14 protein-coding genes are annotated in these 19,221 nt (G+C 74.0%); 10 read left to right on the plus strand and 4 right to left on the minus strand.

What is annotated here, in order from left to right; all coding sequences use genetic code 11:
* Positions 1–346: 346 nt before the first annotated feature.
* Both QOZ89_RS08385 and QOZ89_RS08390 read left to right on the plus strand, forming a co-directional pair.
* On the plus strand, positions 347–1,951 hold the full coding sequence (locus QOZ89_RS08385) for a class I adenylate-forming enzyme family protein (RefSeq protein ID WP_312623467.1): 1,605 nt from the start codon (positions 347–349) through the stop codon (positions 1,949–1,951).
* A 249-nt stretch (positions 1,952–2,200) separates the two neighbouring features.
* Complete coding sequence (locus QOZ89_RS08390) at positions 2,201–3,049, plus strand: SDR family NAD(P)-dependent oxidoreductase (protein WP_071054526.1); 849 nt, start codon at positions 2,201–2,203, stop codon at positions 3,047–3,049.
* Between the two features lie 42 nt (positions 3,050–3,091).
* Here QOZ89_RS08390 and QOZ89_RS08395 read toward each other — a convergent pair whose 3' ends face one another.
* Positions 3,092–4,165, minus strand: coding sequence for an LLM class flavin-dependent oxidoreductase (locus tag QOZ89_RS08395; RefSeq protein ID WP_312623468.1), 1,074 nt, complete (start codon positions 4,163–4,165; stop codon positions 3,092–3,094).
* Positions 4,166–4,210: 45 nt separating this feature from the next.
* Positions 4,211–5,227 carry an alpha/beta hydrolase gene (locus QOZ89_RS08400; RefSeq protein WP_397428704.1) on the minus strand — a complete coding sequence of 339 codons (1,017 nt, stop codon included), beginning with the start codon at positions 5,225–5,227 and terminating at the stop codon, positions 4,211–4,213.
* A 275-nt stretch (positions 5,228–5,502) separates the two neighbouring features.
* On the opposite strand from QOZ89_RS08400, the gene QOZ89_RS08405 reads away from it, so the two are divergent.
* From QOZ89_RS08405 to QOZ89_RS08435, 7 genes are all read left to right on the plus strand, one after another.
* Positions 5,503–6,774 (plus strand): sensor histidine kinase, encoded by a 1,272-nt coding sequence (locus QOZ89_RS08405; protein ID WP_198543643.1) that lies wholly within the window; start codon positions 5,503–5,505, stop codon positions 6,772–6,774.
* A 63-nt stretch (positions 6,775–6,837) separates the two neighbouring features.
* Positions 6,838–7,818: a LytR/AlgR family response regulator transcription factor gene (locus tag QOZ89_RS08410; protein ID WP_312623469.1), complete on the plus strand. Its 981-nt coding sequence runs from the start codon at positions 6,838–6,840 to the stop codon at positions 7,816–7,818.
* 241 nt (positions 7,819–8,059) lie between these two features.
* Positions 8,060–8,638 carry a DUF485 domain-containing protein gene (locus tag QOZ89_RS08415; RefSeq protein ID WP_198543642.1) on the plus strand — a complete coding sequence of 193 codons (579 nt, stop codon included), beginning with the start codon at positions 8,060–8,062 and terminating at the stop codon, positions 8,636–8,638.
* Positions 8,635–10,569 (plus strand): sodium/solute symporter, encoded by a 1,935-nt coding sequence (locus QOZ89_RS08420; RefSeq protein ID WP_071054501.1) that lies wholly within the window; start codon positions 8,635–8,637, stop codon positions 10,567–10,569. Before QOZ89_RS08415 ends, QOZ89_RS08420 begins: the two co-directional genes overlap by 4 nt.
* Before the next feature lie 306 nt (positions 10,570–10,875).
* Positions 10,876–11,271 carry a DUF485 domain-containing protein gene (locus QOZ89_RS08425; protein WP_083420112.1) on the plus strand — a complete coding sequence of 132 codons (396 nt, stop codon included), beginning with the start codon at positions 10,876–10,878 and terminating at the stop codon, positions 11,269–11,271.
* Positions 11,268–12,920 carry a monocarboxylic acid transporter gene (locus tag QOZ89_RS08430; RefSeq protein WP_071054499.1) on the plus strand — a complete coding sequence of 551 codons (1,653 nt, stop codon included), beginning with the start codon at positions 11,268–11,270 and terminating at the stop codon, positions 12,918–12,920. The genes QOZ89_RS08425 and QOZ89_RS08430 overlap by 4 nt, the downstream gene beginning before the upstream one ends.
* 440 nt (positions 12,921–13,360) lie before the next feature.
* Positions 13,361–15,289 carry an AMP-binding protein gene (locus tag QOZ89_RS08435; RefSeq protein WP_071054497.1) on the plus strand — a complete coding sequence of 643 codons (1,929 nt, stop codon included), beginning with the start codon at positions 13,361–13,363 and terminating at the stop codon, positions 15,287–15,289.
* Positions 15,290–15,569: 280 nt separating this feature from the next.
* On the opposite strand, the gene QOZ89_RS08440 is transcribed toward QOZ89_RS08435, so the two are convergent.
* Together QOZ89_RS08440 and QOZ89_RS08445 are read right to left on the minus strand one after the other, a co-directional pair.
* Positions 15,570–16,133 carry a hypothetical protein gene (locus QOZ89_RS08440; protein WP_071054495.1) on the minus strand — a complete coding sequence of 188 codons (564 nt, stop codon included), beginning with the start codon at positions 16,131–16,133 and terminating at the stop codon, positions 15,570–15,572.
* 191 nt (positions 16,134–16,324) lie between these two features.
* On the minus strand, positions 16,325–17,677 hold the full coding sequence (locus QOZ89_RS08445; protein WP_071054493.1) for an amino acid deaminase/aldolase: 1,353 nt from the start codon (positions 17,675–17,677) through the stop codon (positions 16,325–16,327).
* A gap of 165 nt (positions 17,678–17,842) precedes the next feature.
* Between QOZ89_RS08445 and QOZ89_RS08450 the strand changes: the two genes are divergently transcribed.
* Positions 17,843–19,201 carry a D-arabinono-1,4-lactone oxidase gene (locus QOZ89_RS08450; protein WP_312623470.1) on the plus strand — a complete coding sequence of 453 codons (1,359 nt, stop codon included), beginning with the start codon at positions 17,843–17,845 and terminating at the stop codon, positions 19,199–19,201.
* The last annotated feature ends 20 nt before the right edge of the window (positions 19,202–19,221 follow it).

Consider the following 19,221-nt stretch of genomic DNA (forward strand, 5'->3'; position numbering starts at 1 on the left):
AGCACACCACCCCCCCCCCCCCGGGGGGGGGGGGGGGGGCGGGGGGGCCGCCCCGCCCCCCCCCCCCGCCACCCCAGCTCTCGTTTGCCGCTGACAAGCCGGTCCCGGAGCAGGTCACGTCGCCCGCCGGCCAGCCTGCCGACCGTCAGCGTGGCGGACAAGGCGCGAGACTAGGAGCCGATCGAAACCCGGCTTGGCTGGTTTCCGGCGGGGGGGCGGCCGGCAGGTGTGGCACCGAAGCGGCACCGGGTGCAACATGACGGATTGCGGGCATGTGGTGTAACTCACCCACGGTTCGACCCGCCTGGAGGCGCCGGTGCGGCGAAGGCTGTCGAGGGGGTTGTGCATGGTGGCGACGAGAGTGGCCGCGGCGACCGGAAGCAGCCTGGCGTTGCTGGCGGAGCTCGCACGCGAGCGGGTGGGCGACAGCTCGCTGCTGGTGTTCGAGGACCAGCGCTGGACGGGCTCGGTGCTGGCGAGCCGGTCCAACCGGCTCGCCAGCGGGCTGATCAGCGCCGGCCTGCGGCCCGGCGACCGGGTGGTCGTGTGCATGGCGAACTGCCCCGAGGTGGGGATCTCCTACAACGCGGTCTGGCGGGCGGGCGGCGTCGTCGCCCCGGTGCTGTTCCTGATCGGTGAACCGGAGCTGCGGCATGTGCTCGCCGACAGCGGCGCCCGGCTCGTCATCACGACACCGGAGTTCCTGGCGAAGGTGCTCGGCGCGGCCAGGGGCATCCCCACAGTGACGGCGGTCGTGCTCGCTGGCGGTACCTCTGACGGCGCCAAGGACGACGGTGGCGGCAGCGACGGGGAGCCCGGCCCGGTGCCGCCGGTGCTCGACTTCGCCCAGCTCGAGGCAGGCGACGAGGCACCGCTGGTGGACACCTCGTCCGCCGAGATGGCCGCGCTGCTCTACACCGGGGGCACCACCGGGCGCTCCAAGGGCGTCGTGCTCAGCCATGACGCGCTGTCGGCCGCCGCCTGGGCCGCCCACCTCTCCCGGCAGCAGGACTCCCCGGATGACGGCCTGCCCCGGGTGGGCCTGTCGCCGCTCCCGCTCTCGCACGTCTACGGGCTCACCATCAGCGTCATGGGGCTGCACGCGGCCGGGCCATCCACGTCGGTGCTGATGCGCTGGTTCGACCCGGTCGGCTGGCTGACGCTCGTCGCCCGGCACGGCGTCCAGTCGAGCGCGCTGGTGCCGTCGATGGTCCGGATGCTGCTCGAGGTGCCGGTCGAGGAGTACGAGACCGGCAGTCTGCGCAAGGTCGTCAGCGGCAGCGCCCCGCTGCCCCGCGAGACCTCGCTGGAGTGGGCGCGACGGCTGCCGCACGCCACGCTGGCCGAGGGCTACGGCTGCACGGAGGTCGCGGCGATCGCCACGTCGACGCCGGGCAGCGCCGTGCGGCCGGGCAGCGTCGGGCGGCCGGCGGCCGGCGTCGAGGTGCGCGTCGAGCTGGCGGACGGGACGGAGGCTGCGACGGGCGGGACCGGCGAGATCTGCCTGCGCGGGCCGTCGCTGATGACCGGCTACTGGCATGCGCCGGAGGAGACCGCACGCGCCCTGCGCGGCGGCTGGCTGCACACCGGCGACGTCGGCCGGCTCGACGAGGACGGCTACCTCTACGTCGTCGACCGGATCAAGGATGTGATCATCCGCAACGGCTTCAACATCTACCCGCGCGACATCGAGGACGCGCTGCTCACGCACCCGGACGTGGTCGCCTGCGGCGTCGTCGGCCGGCCGGACCCGGCGCACGGCGAGGAGGCCGTGGCGTTCGTCCAGCTCGCGCCCGGCGCGACCGTGACGCCGGCGGACCTGGTGGCGTACGCGCGCGAGCGTATCTCGGCGGTCAAGTACCCGCGCGAGATCAGGATCGTCGACTCGCTGCCGCTCACGGGCGTCCTCAAGACCGACCGCAAGGCGCTGCGCGAGCTGCTCGACAACTGACGTCGAGGAGCGCCGGGGTCAATTCGGCACGGCCCTGACCAGGCACTTCCGTCAGGGTTCACGCGGGCCCTTACCAGGCACTTCCGTCAGGTTCACGCAGGCCCTTACCAGGCACTTCCGTCAGGGTTCACGCGGGCCAAAATCCTGGCCCGCCGCTGTCGACTAACCGACTGCCCGCTTTCGGCGCGCAATCCAGTCAGCCTACGATCGAATGTGAATTGTCGGATCGGCGCGGCGACTGGTGATCTTATGGATGATTATCGGGGTCAGACGGCTCTGATCACGGGCGCCTCGTCGGGGATCGGGCTCGCGCTCGCGGCCGGGTTCGCCCGCCGCGGGGCGGACATCGTGATCGCCGCGCTGCCGAACGAGAAGCTGGCCGCCGCGGCGGCCTGGCTGCGCGCGCGCCACCCGGTCACCGTCCACGAGATCGGGGTCGACCTCGCCTTCGAGGAGGGGCCGGACAAGCTGGCCGCGCAGGTCGCCGAGCTCGACCTCACGATCGACGTGCTGGTCAACAACGCCGGCTTCGGCGTCCACGGCAACTACCACACGCTCGACATGGAGCAGAACCATCGCGAGGTGATGCTTCTGTGCTCCGCCGTCGAGCGGATGACCCACCTGTTCCTGCCCGGCATGCTCGAGCGCGGGCGCGGCACGCTGATCAACCTCAGCTCGGTGCAGGGGTTCCAGGCCGTGCCGCACATGGCCGTCTACGGCGCGGCGAAGGCGTTCGTGCTGTCGTTCACCACCGCGCTGTGGGCGGAGTATCGCCGCAGCGGCGTGCGGATCCTGGCACTGTGCCCGGCGCAGACCGAGACGGACTTCTTCGAGGACCTCGGCTACCAGGTGGCCACCGGCGGGCGGATGCGCACGCCGGAGGAGGTCGTCGCCACCGCCTTCCGCGGCCTGCGGCGCGGCACGCCCTACGTGATCGACGGCTGGCAGTACCGGCTGTCGGCCAACGCCCCGCGCTTCCTGCCCCGGGGCCTCGTAGCCCGGATCACCGAGCGCGTCCTGCACCCGTCGAAGATGACCCGCCCCGCGCGCCCGCCCCGAGCGCGTCCCCTCGGCGATGTCGAGCGCGACGCCGCCTGAGCGGAGGCAGCCTCAGTCAACCCGGTGAGGGGCGAGGCGCTGTCAGCGGGAAGCGGCGGCGACCGAGGGGCGCGACGGGGGGGTCAGGTCTTTGGCGAGCTCGGCGAGCAGCTCGTAGGAACGGACGCGGTCGGCGTGGCCGTGGACGTTCGTCGTGACCATCAGCTCGTCGGCGCCGGTCGCGTCGAGCAGCCGCTGAAGCCCGGCGCGGACGGTCTCCGGCGAGCCGACGACGTGCGACGCGGTCGCCTGCCGGGCCGCGGACCGCTCCAGGTCGGTCCACGGGTAGGCGGCGGCCTCCTCAGGCGTCGGGTAGGCCGCCGGGCGGCCGGTACGCAGCCGCATCATCGTCAGCCGGATCGGTCCAGCGAGCCAGTCGGCCCGCTCGTCGGTGTCGGCGACCAGCACGGCGGTGGCGACCATCGCGTACGGCCGCTCCCGCCCCGGCGACGGGCGGAACGACGACCGGTAGAGGTCGAGCGCCGGAACCGTGTTCTGCGAGCTGAAGTGGTGCGCGAACGAGAACGGTAGCGACAGGATCCCGGCGACCTGGGCGCTGTAGCCGCTCGACCCGAGCAGCCAGATCGGCGGCACCTCGGCGCGTGGGAAGGCGCTCACCCCGTGCAGCCGGTGGCCGGCGGGGAACTCCGCGCCGGCGAGGAAGGTGGTCAGCTCGGCGAGCTGGTCGGGGAACTCGTCCTCGGTGAGGGCTCGACCCGTAAGGCGCCGTAGTGCCCGGGCGGTCGCCGGGTCGGTGCCGGGGGCGCGGCCGAGGCCGAGGTCGATCCGGCCGGGGAACATCGCGCCGAGGGTGCCGAACTGCTCGGCGACGACCAGCGGAGAGTGGTTGGGCAGCATGACGCCGCCGGAGCCGACCCGGATCGTCGACGTCGCCGCCGCGACCTGGCCGATCAGCAGCGCGGTCGCGGAGCTCGCGATCCCCGGCATGCCATGGTGCTCCGCCAGCCAGTAGCGGACGAAGCCCAGCTGCTCGGTATGCCGGGCCAGGTCGAGCGAGTTGTGAATGGCCTCGCCGGCCGTCACCCCGCTGCCCACAGGGACAAGGTCGAGCACGGACAGTGGCACCGGGAACGGCCCGGAAGACTGCGACGTCACGTCTGTCCCCAACCGCCAACCCGCCCCGGCCTCTTCCCGCGCCGGTCAGGTCGACAGGGCACGGCCGAGGAAGGCCAGCTGGGCGGGGAGCTGGCGGCGCCAGAAACCGAAGTCGTGACAGCCGGCGGGGAAGCCACGCTCGGCGGCGGCCAGCTCGTCGGCGAGCTCGTGGTCGACGCGGCTGAACGGGTCCGCGTGGCCGCAGTCGATCCGGTAGGCGACGCCGCGCGCGGGGCCGGCGCCGAGCACGCGGTGGTCGTCGAAGTCCGCCGCCGAGTCGAACGCGCCGGAAGCCGCGGCGCCGTAGGAGTGCCACACCGCCGGGCTGCTCGCGGCGACGGCCACCACCCGGGTCGGATGGCGCCGGGCGAGCAGCAGCGCGCCATACCCGCCCATCGACCAGCCGTACGCGGCGAACCGGTCCGTGCTCAGCCCCTGGGCGGCGAGCCTGGGCAGCACCTCGCCGAGCAGCATCGTCTCCGGGTCGTCGCCGTCCGCCCGCCGATGCCAGTAGGTCTCGCCGCCGTCGACCGCGGCGAGCGCGAACGGCGCCACGCCGGTGGCGGCCGCGGCCGCGAGAAAGGCCTGAGCCGAGAGCGGCCCGACGAGGGCTCGCGCCGCGTCACCTCGCCCGTGCAGCACCAGGCACACCGGCAGCGCGAGGCCGGCATCCTCGCCTGTCGCGTCGCCTCCGCCCGGCGTCTCGCCCCCGCCCGGCGTCTCACCCTCGCCGGCGGCGCGCGGCTCGTACCCGGGTGGGTAGGCGACGACCAGGTCGACCTCGCGGCGGCGGGCGGCGCTCCTGAACGACGTGACGCTGACCGGGCCCGGCTCGACCGCCGGCACGGCGCCCGGCTCGCCACAGCCCTCGACCGCCCGCACCAGCCGTTCCCGCCCCGGCAGCCAGCCCGCGTACACCGCGCCGCCGGCGGCCGCCGCCACCCCGGCCACGCCGGCGACCGCCCCGATCCCCGCGAGCACCACCCGCCGCCGGCTCGGCCGCCCGGCGGCCAGCCCGCGCCGCCGTTGCTCCAGGCTCGGCCGCGCCCGTGGGCCGTCCACCACACTCGGCCGCGCCCCAGGCCCGTCCGCCGGACCCGGCCGCGCCCCAGACCCATCCTCCAGACCCGGCCGCGCCCCAGACCCGTCCGCCGGATCCGGCCGCGCCCCAGACCCATCCTCCAGACCCGGCCGCGCCTCCGACCCGGCCGCCTCGCCCTCCACTTCCCCGGAAGCCATGTCCCGAATGTTCTCAGTCGCGCGCCCCAAAAACGCGGTTCTGGGCCGGTCATCCGTTCTGGATCGCCTCGCCGGGTCTGGCGGGCTACCGTGCCGACGTGGAGATCGGCGATGTTCAGCTGGTCTGGCTGGCGATCGGGGCCGTGGTCGGCGGCGGGGCGGCGCTCGGCGTCCTGTTCCTGCTGCGGACGGTCCGCACCCCCGCGGGGCTCGGGACCACCGCCGAGCGGGCCACGTTCGCCACCCTGCACACGGCGTCGCTCGCCGCGCCGCACCTGCGGGAGGGGCTCGGCCCGGCCGGCGCCGCGCGCGCCGTCCGCCACCTGCGCGCGCTGCTTGGCACATCGGCCGTCGCGATCACGGACTCGGCCAGGACGCTGGCCTGGGACGGCCCGGGCGAGTCGCGCCACCGCGCGGACGCCGTCCGTCATGCCGCGCCGGCACTCACCGCCGGCCGCGTCGCCGTCCTCACCGCGGGCCACATCCAGGCCGCCGCGGACGGCGCGGACGCCGGCGAGAGCGGGCCGGCCGGCGCGGCCCGTGGGAGCGGGCACTGCGACGATCCCGAGTGCCCGATCGGAGCGGCCGTGGTCGCGCCGATCACCAGCGGCGACGAGGTGGTCGGGGCGCTGCTCGCCTACGCGCCGGCGGTCGGCGCGGGGCTCGCGCGGGCGGTCGAGGAACTCGCCCGCTGGGTCTCCACCCAGGTCGAGCTCGCCGAGCTGGAGGCGTCCCGCACCAGGGCGGTCGAGGCGGAGCTGCGCGCGCTGCGGGCGCAGATCAGCCCGCACTTCATCTACAACTCGCTGGCCGCGATCGCGTCGTTCGTCCGCACCGACCCGGAGCGGGCGCGCGAGCTGCTGCTCGAGTTCGCCGACTTCACCCGCTACGCGTTCCGGCGCAGCGGCGAGTTCACGACGCTCGCCGACGAGCTGCGCAACGTCGAGCGCTACCTGGCGCTGGAGAAGGCCCGGTTCGGTGACCGGCTGGCCGTGCAGATCCTGGTCGCGCCCGAGGTGCTGCCGGTCGTCATCCCGTTCCTGGCGGTGCAGCCGCTGGTGGAGAACGCCGTCCGGCACGGCATCGAGGGGCGTCCCGGGGTCGGGCACGTCTCCCTCGGCGCGACGGACGACGGCGCGGCCGCGCACATCTGGGTCGAGGACGACGGCGCGGGCAGCGACCCGGAGGTCGTGCGCCGCGTACTCGCCGGAGCGCACGTGGGCGACTCGGTGGGCCTCGGCAACGTCGACGCCCGGCTGCGCTCGGTCTTCGGCGACGAATGCGGCCTGGTCGTCGAGACGGCCCTCGGCGCCGGCACCAAGGTCAGCTTCCGCGTCCCCAAGTTCGCGCCCGGAGTCCAGGTCCCCTAGCCGCGGCCGCGAGGCGGATCCGGCTATGGCTACCGGGCGCCCTGGCGGCTACTATTCGCGATCATGGGTGCGGGTGTCGCTTCCGCCCGGCCGGCGCCGCCGGACCCGGCCGCCGCCTTATCGGCCGCCGGGCCATCGGCCGCGTCGCCGCCGGCTCCGGGGCCGGGTGCGCTCGCGGTGCTGGTGGTGGACGACGAGGCGCCGGCCCGTGATGAGCTCGACTGGCTGCTGACCGCCGACCCACGGGTCCGGCTGGTGCGCACCGTCGACGACGGCGCCGAGGCGCTGCGGGCACTGGACGCCGAGGCGTTCGACGCGGTGTTCTGCGATGTCCGGATGCCCGGGCTCGACGGCCTGGACCTCGCCCGCGTGCTGGGCCGGTTCGCCGCTCCGCCGCAGGTCGTCTTCGTCACCGCGCACGAGGGGCACGCCGTCGACGCGTTCGACCTGCGCGCGACCGACTACCTGCTCAAGCCCGTGCGCCCCGACCGGCTGGCCGAGGCCGTGCGCCGGGTCGTCGAGACGATCCGCGCCGCCCGCCAGACGCCCGGAACGCTCGCCGCCATGACGCCCGCCCGGCCCGGCATCGCCCGCGCAGCCGGTTCTGTCGGCCCGTCGATCGAGGCACCGGCCGTGGCGGCCGGCCCGGCCGGTGGGCGAGCGGACGGCGGGACGACGGCCGCCGAGGACGAGACGTTCCCGGTCGAGCTCGGCGGCGTCACCCGGTTCGTCCACCGGTCCGAGGTGCGCTACGCCGTCGCCCAGGGCGACTACGTCCGGCTGCACACGGCCACCGGCGGCCACCTCGTCCGGGTGTCGCTTTCCACGCTGGAGGAACGCTGGGCGGCGGCGGGCTTCGTCCGGATCCACCGCAGCACCCTGGTCGCGCTAGCCCACGTGGACGAGCTGCGGATGGATGACGGCCACTGCACCGTCCGGCTCGGCGACCGGGTGCTGCCCGTCAGCCGCCGGCACACCCGCGCGCTGCGCGACCGGCTGGTCCGAGCGGCGAGCCTCACCCGTGCCCCCGGACGCCTCACCTGACCTGCCGGCCCCGAAGTCGGCGGCAGCGCCGCCGCGTCGGGTGCGGGTGACCAGTCCGCGGACCGCCTCCGCGCCGGGGTCCCCGGCGGATCGGCGAGGCCCGGGGGCCGTGCCGGATCGGCGACAGGGTTCCTGGCCGATCGGCGGCAGGGTTCCTGCCGGATCGGCGAAGCCGATCTGGGAGGTCGGCGATCGGGGAGGTCGGCGCTCGGGCTGGTCCGCTGGCAGATCCAGAGTGGCGGTGCGGGCGACGCGCGGCGCGGCCAGCCGGGACCTCGACGAGCAGACGGTCCTCGGTGACATCTACCTGCGTGGCCTGCTGCGCGACCAGCGGCGGCTCGCGATCGGCGTCCTCGTGGCGCTCGGGGTGGGGCTGGGCCTGCTGCCCGCGCTGTTCGCGTTCGTGCCCGACCTCGCCGGGACGCACGTCCCGAGGCTCGGAGTGGGCCTGCCGTGGCTGGTCCTCGGCGTCGTCGTCTACCCGGCGCTCGTCCTCGTCGCCAGGGCCTACGTGCGCGGCGCCGAGCGCACCGAGAGCGACTTCATCGACCTGCTGTCCGGGCGGCCGGTCGGCGGCGACCGGCCGCCGCCGCTGGCGCGCGTCCGCCGCTCGCCGCGCCGGCGGCGAACAGCCCGTCTGCTCAGGCTCCTCCGAGAGGCACGCGCGGGCCAGGAAGGCCGCGCGGGCGAGGAAGGCCACACGAGCCAGGAAGAGCACACGGGCCAGGAAGAGCATGTCGGCGAGGAGGTACCCGGGCGTAACAAGGTGCCCGGGGGCGGGGAGGCAGGCGGCGGCGCGGCCGGCGGCGGGCGGCCGTGACGGCGCCCGCCTGGCCGGCGGCGCTCGCCGTCGCCATGGTCTGCGTCGCCACCCTCGCCGTCGGCGCGCTCGGCCTGCGGCTGTCCCGGACGACGAGCGACTTCTACGTGGCCAGCCGTGTGGTCAGCCCGCGCTGGAACGCGTCGGCGATCGGCGGCGAGTACCTGTCGGCGGCGAGCTTCCTCGGCGTGGCCGGGCTCGTGCTCGCGGCCGGCGCCGACATGCTCTGGTACCCGATCGGCTACACCGCCGGCTACGTGGTGCTGCTGGTGCTGGTCGCGGCCCCGCTGCGCCGTTCCGGCGCGTTCACGCTGCCGGACTTCGCGGAGATCCGGATGGGTTCGGCGAGGCTGCGCCGGGTCGCCTCGGTGCTGGTCGTCGGGATCGGCTGGCTCTACCTGCTCCCACAGTTCCAGGGCGCCGGCCTCGCGCTGCGCGCCGCCACCGGCGCCCCGGCCTGGCTGGGCGCCGTGATCGTCGCCGGGGTCGTCGTGCTCAACGTGCTGGCCGGCGGGATGCGCTCGATCACCATCGTGCAGGCGTTCCAGTACTGGCTGAAGCTCACCGCGATCGCGGTCCCGGTGTTCTTCCTGCTGGCGGTGTGGTGGCGCGACGGTGCCCCGGCGGCGCCCGCCGACGGCCACCCGGTGACGGTCCGGCCGGTCACCGTCCGCCTCGTCGACACGGTCCGGGTCCGCGTCGACACCCCCACGACGTTCACGATGTACGGCGTCCTCAACGGACATCCGGTCGCGGGCCCCGTCCGGCTCGCCCCGGACGGGGTGCGGGACGGCTCCGGCCCCGCCGGCACCTCTGCCGAGGCAGACGCCACCGTGCGCGCCTCCGGAGGCGCGGGGCGGCTGCCTGCCCAGGCCGGGGAGACGGTCCGGCTGGGGACGGCGGGGACGGCGGTGCTCTCGGCTGGCAGCACGGTGACCCTGCCGGCCGGGACGCCGGTGCCGCGGGCCGAGGCGATCCTCAGCCGCGGCGGCACCGGCGCCGTACCGGCCGGTGCCGCCCGCCGCGACCACGCCCTCTACCGGACGTACTCGTTGCTGGTCGCGCTGCTGCTCGGCACGATGGGCCTGCCGCACGTGATCGTCCGCTTCTACACGAACCCCGACGGCGGCGGTGCCCGCCGCACGGCCGCGGCCGTCATCGGGCTGCTCGGCGCGTTCTACCTGTTCCCGCCGGTGTACGCGGCACTCGGCCGGGTCTACGCCCCGGACCTGCTGCTGACGGGGCGCACCGACACGGTGGTACTCGCGCTGCCGGCGCGGGTGCTGCCAGGGGCCGCGGGCGAGGCGCTGGCCGCGCTGGTGATGGGCGGCGCGTTCGCGGCATTCCTCTCGACCTCCAGCGGACTGACGGTCTCGGTCGCCGGGGTACTGAGCCAGGACCTGCTGCGCCGCCGCACCCGCACCGGCGTCGCCGGCTTCCGGGCCGGCGCGGTGCTCGCCGTCGCCGTGCCGGCGGCGGGCACGCTGCTGGCGACCCGGGTCGGCCTCGCCGACACGGTCGGCCTCGCGTTCGCGGTCGCAGCCTCCACGTTCTGCCCGCTGCTGGTGCTGGGCATCTGGTGGCGCCGGCTGAGTGTGGCCGGGGCGCTGTGCGGCCTCGGGATCGGCGGGCTGACAGCGACCTCCGCGGCGATGGTGACCATGCTCGGCTGGGCGCCCGCGGGGCTCGCGGGCGCGCTGCTGGCCCAGCCGGCCGCGTGGACGGTGCCGCTGTCGTTCGCGGTGATGCTGCTGGTCTCGCTGCGCACGCCCGCCACCGTGCCCGCGGGCGTCGGGCGGGTGCTGACCCGCCTGCACGTCCCCGAGGCGGTCCGCGCCGCCCGCGCCGCGCCGCCCGACAGCACGCCGGCCTTCGGCCTGTCGAGTCCGGCCGTCCAGCACGACCAGTCGGACGCCGCCCGTCACCCGTGAAGGCCGGCCGGCCCTGGAGGGCCGCTCGTCGGGGCGCCGCTCGTCGCGCGGAATCGACCGCTCGTCGCCCGGCCCGGCCGGCCGACCGCTCGTCGCGCCGCGCCGGCCCGCCGGGCGCCGGGTTCGCGCCGCCGACAGCAAGGTCCGCGCGGCGGGCTCCACCACGTCCGCACGTAGCCCTACGGTGACGCCCGTCACACCGATTGCCCGGCGTACCCCCAACGTCCGGGCCACACCGGGCCAGGGGCCGCGTGACCGCGAGGCGGAGACGTGGCCGGTGGCCTCCAGCGGAGTGGAGGCAGCCGCGTGAGCACCATCCAGTCATCCCCCGGCGAGGCCGCCCCTGGCGCGTCCGCCAGCGGGCCGGAGAGCTATCTCGACCTTCAGCGCAGTCCCGAGTTCGGCGAGCTGCGCCGCGGCTTCCGGCGGTTCGTGTTCCCGATGACCGCGCTCTTCCTGGCCTGGTACTTCCTCTACGTGCTGCTGGCCGCCTTCGCGTCCAGCTTCATGTCGCACAAGGTGGGCGGGAACATCAACGTCGGCCTGCTGTTCGGGCTCGGCCAGTTCCTGTCGACGTTCGTGATCACGGCGGTCTATGTCCGCTGGGCCGACCGCCGGCTGGACCCGGCGGCGTCCGCGCTGCGCGCTCGATTTGAGGGCACGCAGCTCGAGGGCACGCAGGCCGGGGGTGAGGCACGGTGAACCTTGCGGCTGACACGGTCGGCAGGCCGGCCGTCAACATCTCGATCTTCGCCCTGTTCGTCGTCGTCACCCTCGCGATCGTCATCCGATTCTCGCGGGCCAACCGCACCGCCACCGACTTCTACGCGGGCGGGCGCGCGTTCTCCGGCCGGCAGAACGGCATCGCGATCTCCGGTGACTACCTCTCGGCGGCGTCCTTCCTCGGCATCGCCGGCGCCATCGCCCTGCAGGGCTACGACGGGTTCCTCTACTCGATCGGGTTCCTCGTCGCCTGGCTGGTGGCGCTGCTGCTGGTCGCCGAGCTGCTGCGCAACACCGGCCGCTACACGATGGCGGACGTGCTGAGCTTCCGGCTGCGCCAGGGCCCGGTACGCACCGCCGCCGCCATCTCGACGCTCACCGTCAGCCTGTTCTACCTGCTCGCCCAGATGACCGGCGCCGGCGGACTGGTGAACCTGCTGCTCGGGGTCAAGGGCACGGCCTGGCAGGACCTGACGATCGCCATCGTCGGCGTCCTGATGATCGTCTACGTGCTCGTCGGCGGAATGAAGGGCACCACCTGGGTTCAGATCATCAAGGCCGTCCTGCTGGTGCTCGGCGCCGCGCTGATGACCTTCTGGGTGCTCGGCAAGGCCGGCTTCAACCTGTCGTCTGTCCTCGGCGACGCGGCCGCGGCCAGCCCCAAGAAGGACGCCGTGCTCAACCCCGGCGTCAAGTACGGCCTCACCACCACGACGAAGATCGACTTCATCTCGCTCGCGATGGCGCTGGTGCTCGGCACGGCCGGGCTGCCGCACGTCCTGATGCGGTTCTACACCGTGCCGAGCGCGATCCAGGCCCGCCGCAGCGTCGCCTGGGCGATCGGGATCATCGGGGTCTTCTACCTGTTCACGCTGGTGCTCGGCTACGGCGCGATGTACCTGGTCGGCGCGGACAAGATCAACGCGGCGCCAGGGAAGGTGAACTCGGCGGCGCCCCTGCTGGCCTTCGAGCTCGGCGGGACGCTGCTGCTCGGCATCATCGCCGCGGTCGCGTTCGCGACGATCCTCGCCGTCGTCGCCGGCCTCACCATCACGGCGAGCGCGTCGTTCGCGCACGACGTCTACAACAGCGTCGTGAAGAAGGGCGCGGCCGCGCCCGAGCAGGAGGTGCGGGTGGCCCGGATCACGGCGGTCGTCATCGGCCTGGTGGCGATCGTCGGCGGCATTCTCGCGAAGGACCAGAACGTCGCCTTCCTGGTGGCGCTGGCGTTCGCGGTCGCCGCGTCGGCGAACCTGCCGACGATCCTCTACTCGCTGTTCTGGAAGCGCTTCAACACCCGCGGCGCGCTCTGGAGCATCTACGGCGGCCTGATCTCCGCCATCGTGCTGATCGTCTTCTCCCCGGTGGTCTCCGGAAAGGCCGCCAACGCATCCATGATCAAGGACTCGTCGGTGGACTTCCACTGGTTCCCGCTGGACAACCCGGGGATCGTCTCGATCCCGCTCGCGTTCTTCCTCGGCTGGCTCGGCACAGTCACCAGCCGTGAACGGGTCGACGAGGCGAAGTACGCCGAGATGGAGGTCCGGTCGCTGACCGGCGCGGGCGCGGAGCGCGCGACCGTCCCGCCGCCCCGGTCCGAGGAGGACGCCCTACCCGAGCCGGTCTGACACCCCACGACCGCTCGGAGCCCGCGAACGCCGTAGACGTGAATGGGTGACGTGCAGCGGCGGGTGACCGTGCGGGCGCGGAGGCGCGCCTCGCGGAGGCCCGGCCCACGAGCGAAGCGAAGTGGGCCGGGCCGCAGCGAGGTCGCCGGAGCGCCCGTGAGCGGAGGAGGCGGACCTCCCAGATCGACTCCGCAAGCTCCGTCGATCCGGCAGGAACCCCGCGGCGCGGAGGTCCCTTGGGAGCGAAGCGAGTAAGGGGCCGGAGTGCCGTGCCCGCACGGAGCGAACCAGAAATACAGCTGTCGCGATCCGGACGATGCGCCGGAAGGTCCGGTCATGCGAACGTGACGGGCGCCACGGATCGCCGCCCGGTACCGGGACGGGTGGGTGAGCCGCGGCTACCGCACGACGGGCGGTGCGGACTCAAGGAGGAGCGCGGGATGGGCGACTACCAGCGGATCTACGAGCAGAGCATCGCCCGGCCCGAGGAGTTCTGGGCCGAGGCCGCACGCGCGATCGACTGGGCCCGCCCGCCGGAACAGATCCTCGACGCCAGCCGGCCGCCGTTCTACCGCTGGTTCCCCGACGCCGAGCTGAACACCTGCTTCAACGCGGTGGACCGGCACGTGGCGAACGGCCGGGGCGACGCGGTGGCCGTCGTCTACGACTCGCCCGTGACCGGCGCCCTGCGCCGCTACACCTACCGCGAGCTGCGTGATGAGGTCGCGCGCGCCGCCGGCGCCTTCGCCGCGCTCGGCGTCGGCCGCGGCGACCGGGTCATCGTCTACCTGCCGATGATCCCCGAGGCGGTCATCACGATGCTGGCCTGCGCCCGGCTCGGCGCGGTCCACTCGGTCGTCTTCGGCGGCTTCGCCCCCTCCGAGCTCGCCGCCCGGATCGACGACGCGCGCCCGACCCTCGTCGTCAGTGCCTCCTGCGGCATCGAGCCGACCCGGCTGGTCCCCTACAAGCCGATGCTCGACGAGGCGCTGCGCCTCGCAGCCCACCCGCCGGCGCGGTGCGTGATCGTCCAGCGGGAGCAGCAGCGGTGCGACCTGGTCGCCGGCCGCGACCACGACTGGGCGGACGTCGTCCCCGGTGCCGCCCCGGCGGACCCAGTCACCGTCGCCGCCACCGACCCGCTGTACATCCTCTACACGTCCGGAACGACCGGCCGCCCGAAGGGGATCGTCCGCGACAACGGCGGGCACGCCGTCGCGATGACCTGGTCCATGGCCAACGTCTACGACGTCGGCCCCGGCGAGACCATGTTCACCGCCTCCGACATCGGCTGGGCGGTCGGCCACTCGTACACCGTCTACGGCCCGCTGCTCGTCGGCGCGACGTCCGTCCTCTACGAGGGCAAGCCGGTCGGCACACCGGACGCCGGCGCGTTCTGGCGAGTGGTCGCCGAGCACGGGGCGAAGGTCGTCTTCACCGCCCCGACGGCGATCCGGGCGATCAAGAAGGAGGACTCGGCCGGCACGCACCTCGCCAAGTACGACGTGGGCGCGTCGCTGCGGGCGCTCTACCTGGCCGGCGAGCGGCTCGACCCGGCCACCTACGAGTGGGCGACGAGCATGCTCGGCGTGCCGGTCGTCGACAACTGGTGGCAGACCGAAACCGGCTGGCCGATCGCCGCGAACCCGCTGGGCCTCGAGCGGCTCCCGGTGAAGGCCGGCTCGCCGTCGGTCCCGATGCCGGGCTACGACGTCCGCGTCCTCGACCCGGCCCAGGCCCCCGCCGATCCGGGCCCGACTCCCGCGGCCGGCGTGGAGCTCCCGGCCCACACCGAGGGCGCGATCGCCATCCGGCTGCCGCTGCCGCCGGGCACCCTGCCGACGCTGTGGGGCGACGACGACCGCTACGTCTCGTCGTACCTGTCGACGTTCGACGGCTACTACCTGACCGGCGACGGCGGCTATGTCGACGAGGACGGCTACCTGTACGTCCTCGGCCGCACGGACGACGTCATCAACGTCGCCGGGCACCGGCTCTCGACCGGGCAGCTGGAGGCGGTGCTCGCGGCACACCCGGCGGTCGCCGAGTGCGCGGTCGTCGGGGTCGCCGACTCGTTCAAGGGCCAGGTCCCGCGCGGGCTGGTGGTCGTGAAGAGCGGCATGGACATCGACCCGGCGGTCCTCGCGGGCGAACTCGTTGCCCGGGTACGCGCCGAGATCGGCCCGGTCGCGTCCTTCAAGCGGGTCGACGTCGTCGCCGCGCTGCCGAAGACCCGCTCGGGCAAGATCCTGCGCCGCACCATGCGCGAGATCGCCGACGGCCGCTCACCGGCCATCCCGTCGACCATCGAAGACCCGGCGGTCCTCGACGCCCTGCGTCCCGTCTTGGCCCCCGACCCGGCCACCTGACCCCGACCACGGTTCTGTGTCAGCTCAGCCTGCCTATAGGCAGGCTGAGCTGACACACTTCGGGGCACCGCTGTCTGTGTGTGTTGGATGAGCAAGCCTATAGGCATGGTCATCTGACGCACTTCGCGCGTGGAGGGCGCCGGGCCTGTGACGGGCTCCAGGACGGGCTCCAGGACGGGCCAGGGCATTACCCCGGCCGCTCACGTTCGCCGGCCAGCGTCCGACTCAGCCGTGTGGGCATGGCTACCAGCTGTGACCTCGACGAAGCGGTCTGCCCGGGCTACTCGCCGACGGCGGCGAGGTAGTCGTCGGCCAGCTCGTCGAGGTCGTCCATCGGGTGGCCGAGCTCGACGCGGACGCGGCGGCGGCCGACGAGCAGAAGATCGATCATGAACTCGGGGACGTCGGCGTTCTCGCAGCGGTGGTAGCCCATGGTGAACCAGGTGTGCGCGTCGGCGAGCATCCCGCCCGCCTCCAGCGACTCGGCGACCGCGGAGTAGAGATCCGGGTCCTTACTGCGGCTGGCCTTCAGCTCGCGCAGCAGAGCCGCGGCGTCATCCTGCCGGCCGGCGCGCAGAAACGCGTCGTGCAGCCAGACCCGGGGATCGATCCCCTGGCAGCCGCCGTCGGCGATGGCTTCCTGGTAGCACCGGATCGCCGCGTCCCACTCGCCGGCGAGCCCGTGCTGGCTGCCTGCCTCGACGAGCAGCGCCGCACGGTTGACCTCCTCGCCGTGGCGCTCCGGCTGGCCGGCCAGTTCCTCGAACCGCGCCGCCGCGGCCCCATGCCGCCCGTCCCGCGCCGCCCTGGTCATGATCTCGTCAACATCGTCGTGACTGAGCATGCCCCATTCTCGCGACCGCCCCGCCACCACCGCACCGCAACCCCACGAGCCCGCACGGGAGCACTGTCCGATCCGGCCTCGTCCCTCATCCATGAGGACGCGAGCGTGCGCCCGGGCCGCCGTACGCGCATCTCAGAACGCGCGGTCAGAGCGCACGCGGCGGTCAGAGCGCACGAGTCAGAAGGCGCGGCTCAGAAGGCGCGGCCTTCGCCGCGGTAGGTCGGAACGGCCTGGATGGAGCCGTCGGCGTCGACGAGATGCAGCGCGTTGACGTGCTCGCACAGCTCGCCCGCCTTGGCGTGGCGGAACCAGACCCGGTCGCCGATCCGCAGGGTGTCGGCGGCCGGGCCGCGCAGCGGGGTCTGCACCTCGCCCGCCCCCTCCGTCCCGATCATCCGCAGGCCGGCCGGGTGGACCGGGCGGGGCACGCGGTCCGGACCGGCCGGGCCGGAGGCGATCCAGCCACCGCCGGCGACGGTGACGATGCCGGGCGCCGGGCGGCGCACCACCGGCAGCGCGAAAAACGCCGCCGGGGCGGGCGTGAACGCCTGGTAGATGTCGAACAGCGTCGGCCCGTACAGGCCGGAGCCGGCGGCGATCTCGGTGACGGCCGCCTCGGCAGTCGTCAGGTGCACGCTTCCGGTGCCGCCGCCGTTGACGAACTCCAACCCGGGCGCGACTTCCCGCACGGCCGCCACGGCCGCCGCCCGCCGCGCGGCGAGCTCGGCCATCGAACGTGCCTGCATCCGCCGGACCACCTCGGCCCGCGCCGACGCCGCCGCCCGCCGCGCGGGCTCGAGGCGGGGCGCCGAGCCGGAGCCGGAGCCGTCGGCGGGCTCGGCCGGCGGCAGGGGCGGGGGCGGTGCGTCGCCCATGCCGGCGATCTGCGCCTCGTACCCCATCAGGCCGACGAGCGCGAAACCCGGCCGGGTGGCGATGGCCTTGGCGAGCTCGCCCGCCTGCTCAGCGGTGTGCACCGGCGAGCGGCGCACACCGAGGTGCACCCGGCCGGCCGCCAGCCGTAGCGAGGCGTCCAGGTCTATGCAGACCCGCAGCGGCGGACGGGCCGCGCCGAGGACCGCGTCGATCAGGTCGAGCTGTTCCACGGAGTCGATCATCAGCGTCACCCGGCTCGCCGCGAGTGGGTGATCGGCGAGCGTGCGCAGCGCGGCCCGGTCGGCCGTCGGGTAGCCGACGACGACGTCGTGGAACTCCTCGGCGAGCCAGATCGCCTCGGGGAGGGTGTACGCGAGGATGCCGGCGAATCCGTCGGTCGCCAGCACAGCGCGCAGCACCGCCCGCGACCGTACCGACTTGCTGGCCACCCGGATCGGCTTGCCGGCCGCCCGCCGGACCAGGTCGGCCGCGTTCGCCCGCAGCGCCGGTAGGTCGACGACGGCGAACGGCGGGTCGAGCGCGGCGGTCGCCGCCGCGAGCCGGTCCCAGTCGGGCTGTGGCGGCTGTGGCGGCGGCTCCGCCTGGCCGGCTCGCGCCGGGACGGCCGGCCGCGTAAAGATCCCCACCAGGTTCTCCAGCGCTACCACATCCCTATCGTGTCCGCTGTCGGGCACGTTCGCCATACCCGCCCGACGGGAGCCGGATCACCCCACATCCGCCCAAGGGCGGGCAACTGATCGCGCGCACCCACCCCCGCGTCGCGCCGCGCGCGGGGTACGGGGAAGCTGGGGGCGGACATTCGGAGGTGGTCCGTGGGCTCTTCCGCCGGCTGGCGGCATACGCGGTCCGACGCGTCGGCGTCGTGGTCGAACTGGGCGGGTAACCAGGTGGCGACACCGATCGCGGTGGCGCACCCGACGGATGCCGACGAGGTCGCCGCGCTGGTGCGCAAGGCGCTCGACGACGGCACCAGGGTGCGCCCGATCGGCAGCGGGCATTCGTTCACGCCGGTCGGGCGGCCGGACGAGCGGACCATCCAGCTGGTCATGGACCGCTGCGCCGACCTGCTCGCGCTGGACGCGGGCAGCGGGCTGGTGACGGTCGGCGCCGGGATGACGTTGCGCCGTCTCAATCGGCTGCTCGCCGAGGCGGGGCTGGCGTTGACCAACCTGGGCGACATCGATCAGCAGACGATCTCCGGTGCGCTCGCGACCGGCACGCACGGCACGGGCGCCAGGTTCGGAGGCCTGGCCACCCAGGTGCGCGCGTTCGAGCTGGTGCGCGGCGACGGCACGATCGTGCTCTGCTCGGCGCACGAACACGCCGACCTGTTCACCGCCGCGCGTGTGGGCCTGGGTGCGGTCGGCGTGGTGACGTCGGTGACGCTGCAGGCGGTGCCGCTGTTCGCGCTGCGCGCCGAGGAGGGCTCGGCACGCCTGGACGACCTGCTCGACGGCTTCGACGAGTTCCTCGGCGGCGCCGACCACGCCGAGTTCTACTGGTTCCCGCACACCGACCGGACACTGACCAAACGCAACACCCGCGCGCCGCTGTCCGACGGGCTCGATCCGCTGCCCCGGCTGCGTGGCTGGTTCGACGACGAGTTCCTGTCCAACCGGGTGTTCGGCATGGTCGTCGCCACCGGCCGCCGCCTGCCGCGCACGATTCAGCCCGCGGCGAAGGTCAGCTCCCGCGCGCTCGGCTCCCGCACCTTTACGGACGTGTCATACAAGGTGTTCACCTCGGAGCGGCGAGTGCGGTTCAAGGAGATGGAGTACGCCGTTCCGAGAGCGGAGCTGGTCGGTGTCGTCCGTGAGCTGACGAGCGCGTTGGAGACATCTGGCCTGAACATTTCATTCCCGGTGGAGGTCAGAGTCGCGGCGGCCGACGAGATCTGGCTGTCGACGGCGCAGGGGCGCGAGACCGGATATGTCGCGGTCCATGTCGACCACCGTACGCCGCACGAGGAGTACTTCGCGCTCGCCGAAAAGATCATGATGAGTGTGGGTGGCCGGCCGCACTGGGGGAAGCTGCACACCCAGGATGCCGAGACGCTACGTCCCCGCTATCCGAAGTTCGACGAGTTCCTCGCCGTCCGGGCCGCCGCGGACCCCAGGGGCGTTCTGACCAACGACTACCTGGACCGGGTCCTCGGCCCGGTCCAGCCGTAGGCCAGCACCCGGCCCGGTTC

This window comes from Pseudofrankia coriaricola, assembly GCF_032027725.1.
Taxonomy (GTDB): Bacteria; Actinomycetota; Actinomycetes; order Frankiales; family Frankiaceae; genus Pseudofrankia.

What these genes read in the sequence shown, in the direction of transcription:
- QOZ89_RS08385 (WP_312623467.1), top strand. Translation starts at nt 347, where the DNA reads ATGGTGGCGACGAGAGTGGCCGCGGCGACCGGAAGCAGCCTGGCGTTG.
- QOZ89_RS08390 (WP_071054526.1), top strand. Translation starts at nt 2,201, where the DNA reads ATGGATGATTATCGGGGTCAGACGGCTCTGATCACGGGCGCCTCGTCG.
- QOZ89_RS08410 (WP_312623469.1), top strand. Translation starts at nt 6,838, where the DNA reads ATGGGTGCGGGTGTCGCTTCCGCCCGGCCGGCGCCGCCGGACCCGGCC.
- QOZ89_RS08435 (WP_071054497.1), top strand. Translation starts at nt 13,361, where the DNA reads ATGGGCGACTACCAGCGGATCTACGAGCAGAGCATCGCCCGGCCCGAG.
- QOZ89_RS08440 (WP_071054495.1), bottom strand. Translation starts at nt 16,133, where the DNA reads ATGCTCAGTCACGACGATGTTGACGAGATCATGACCAGGGCGGCGCGG.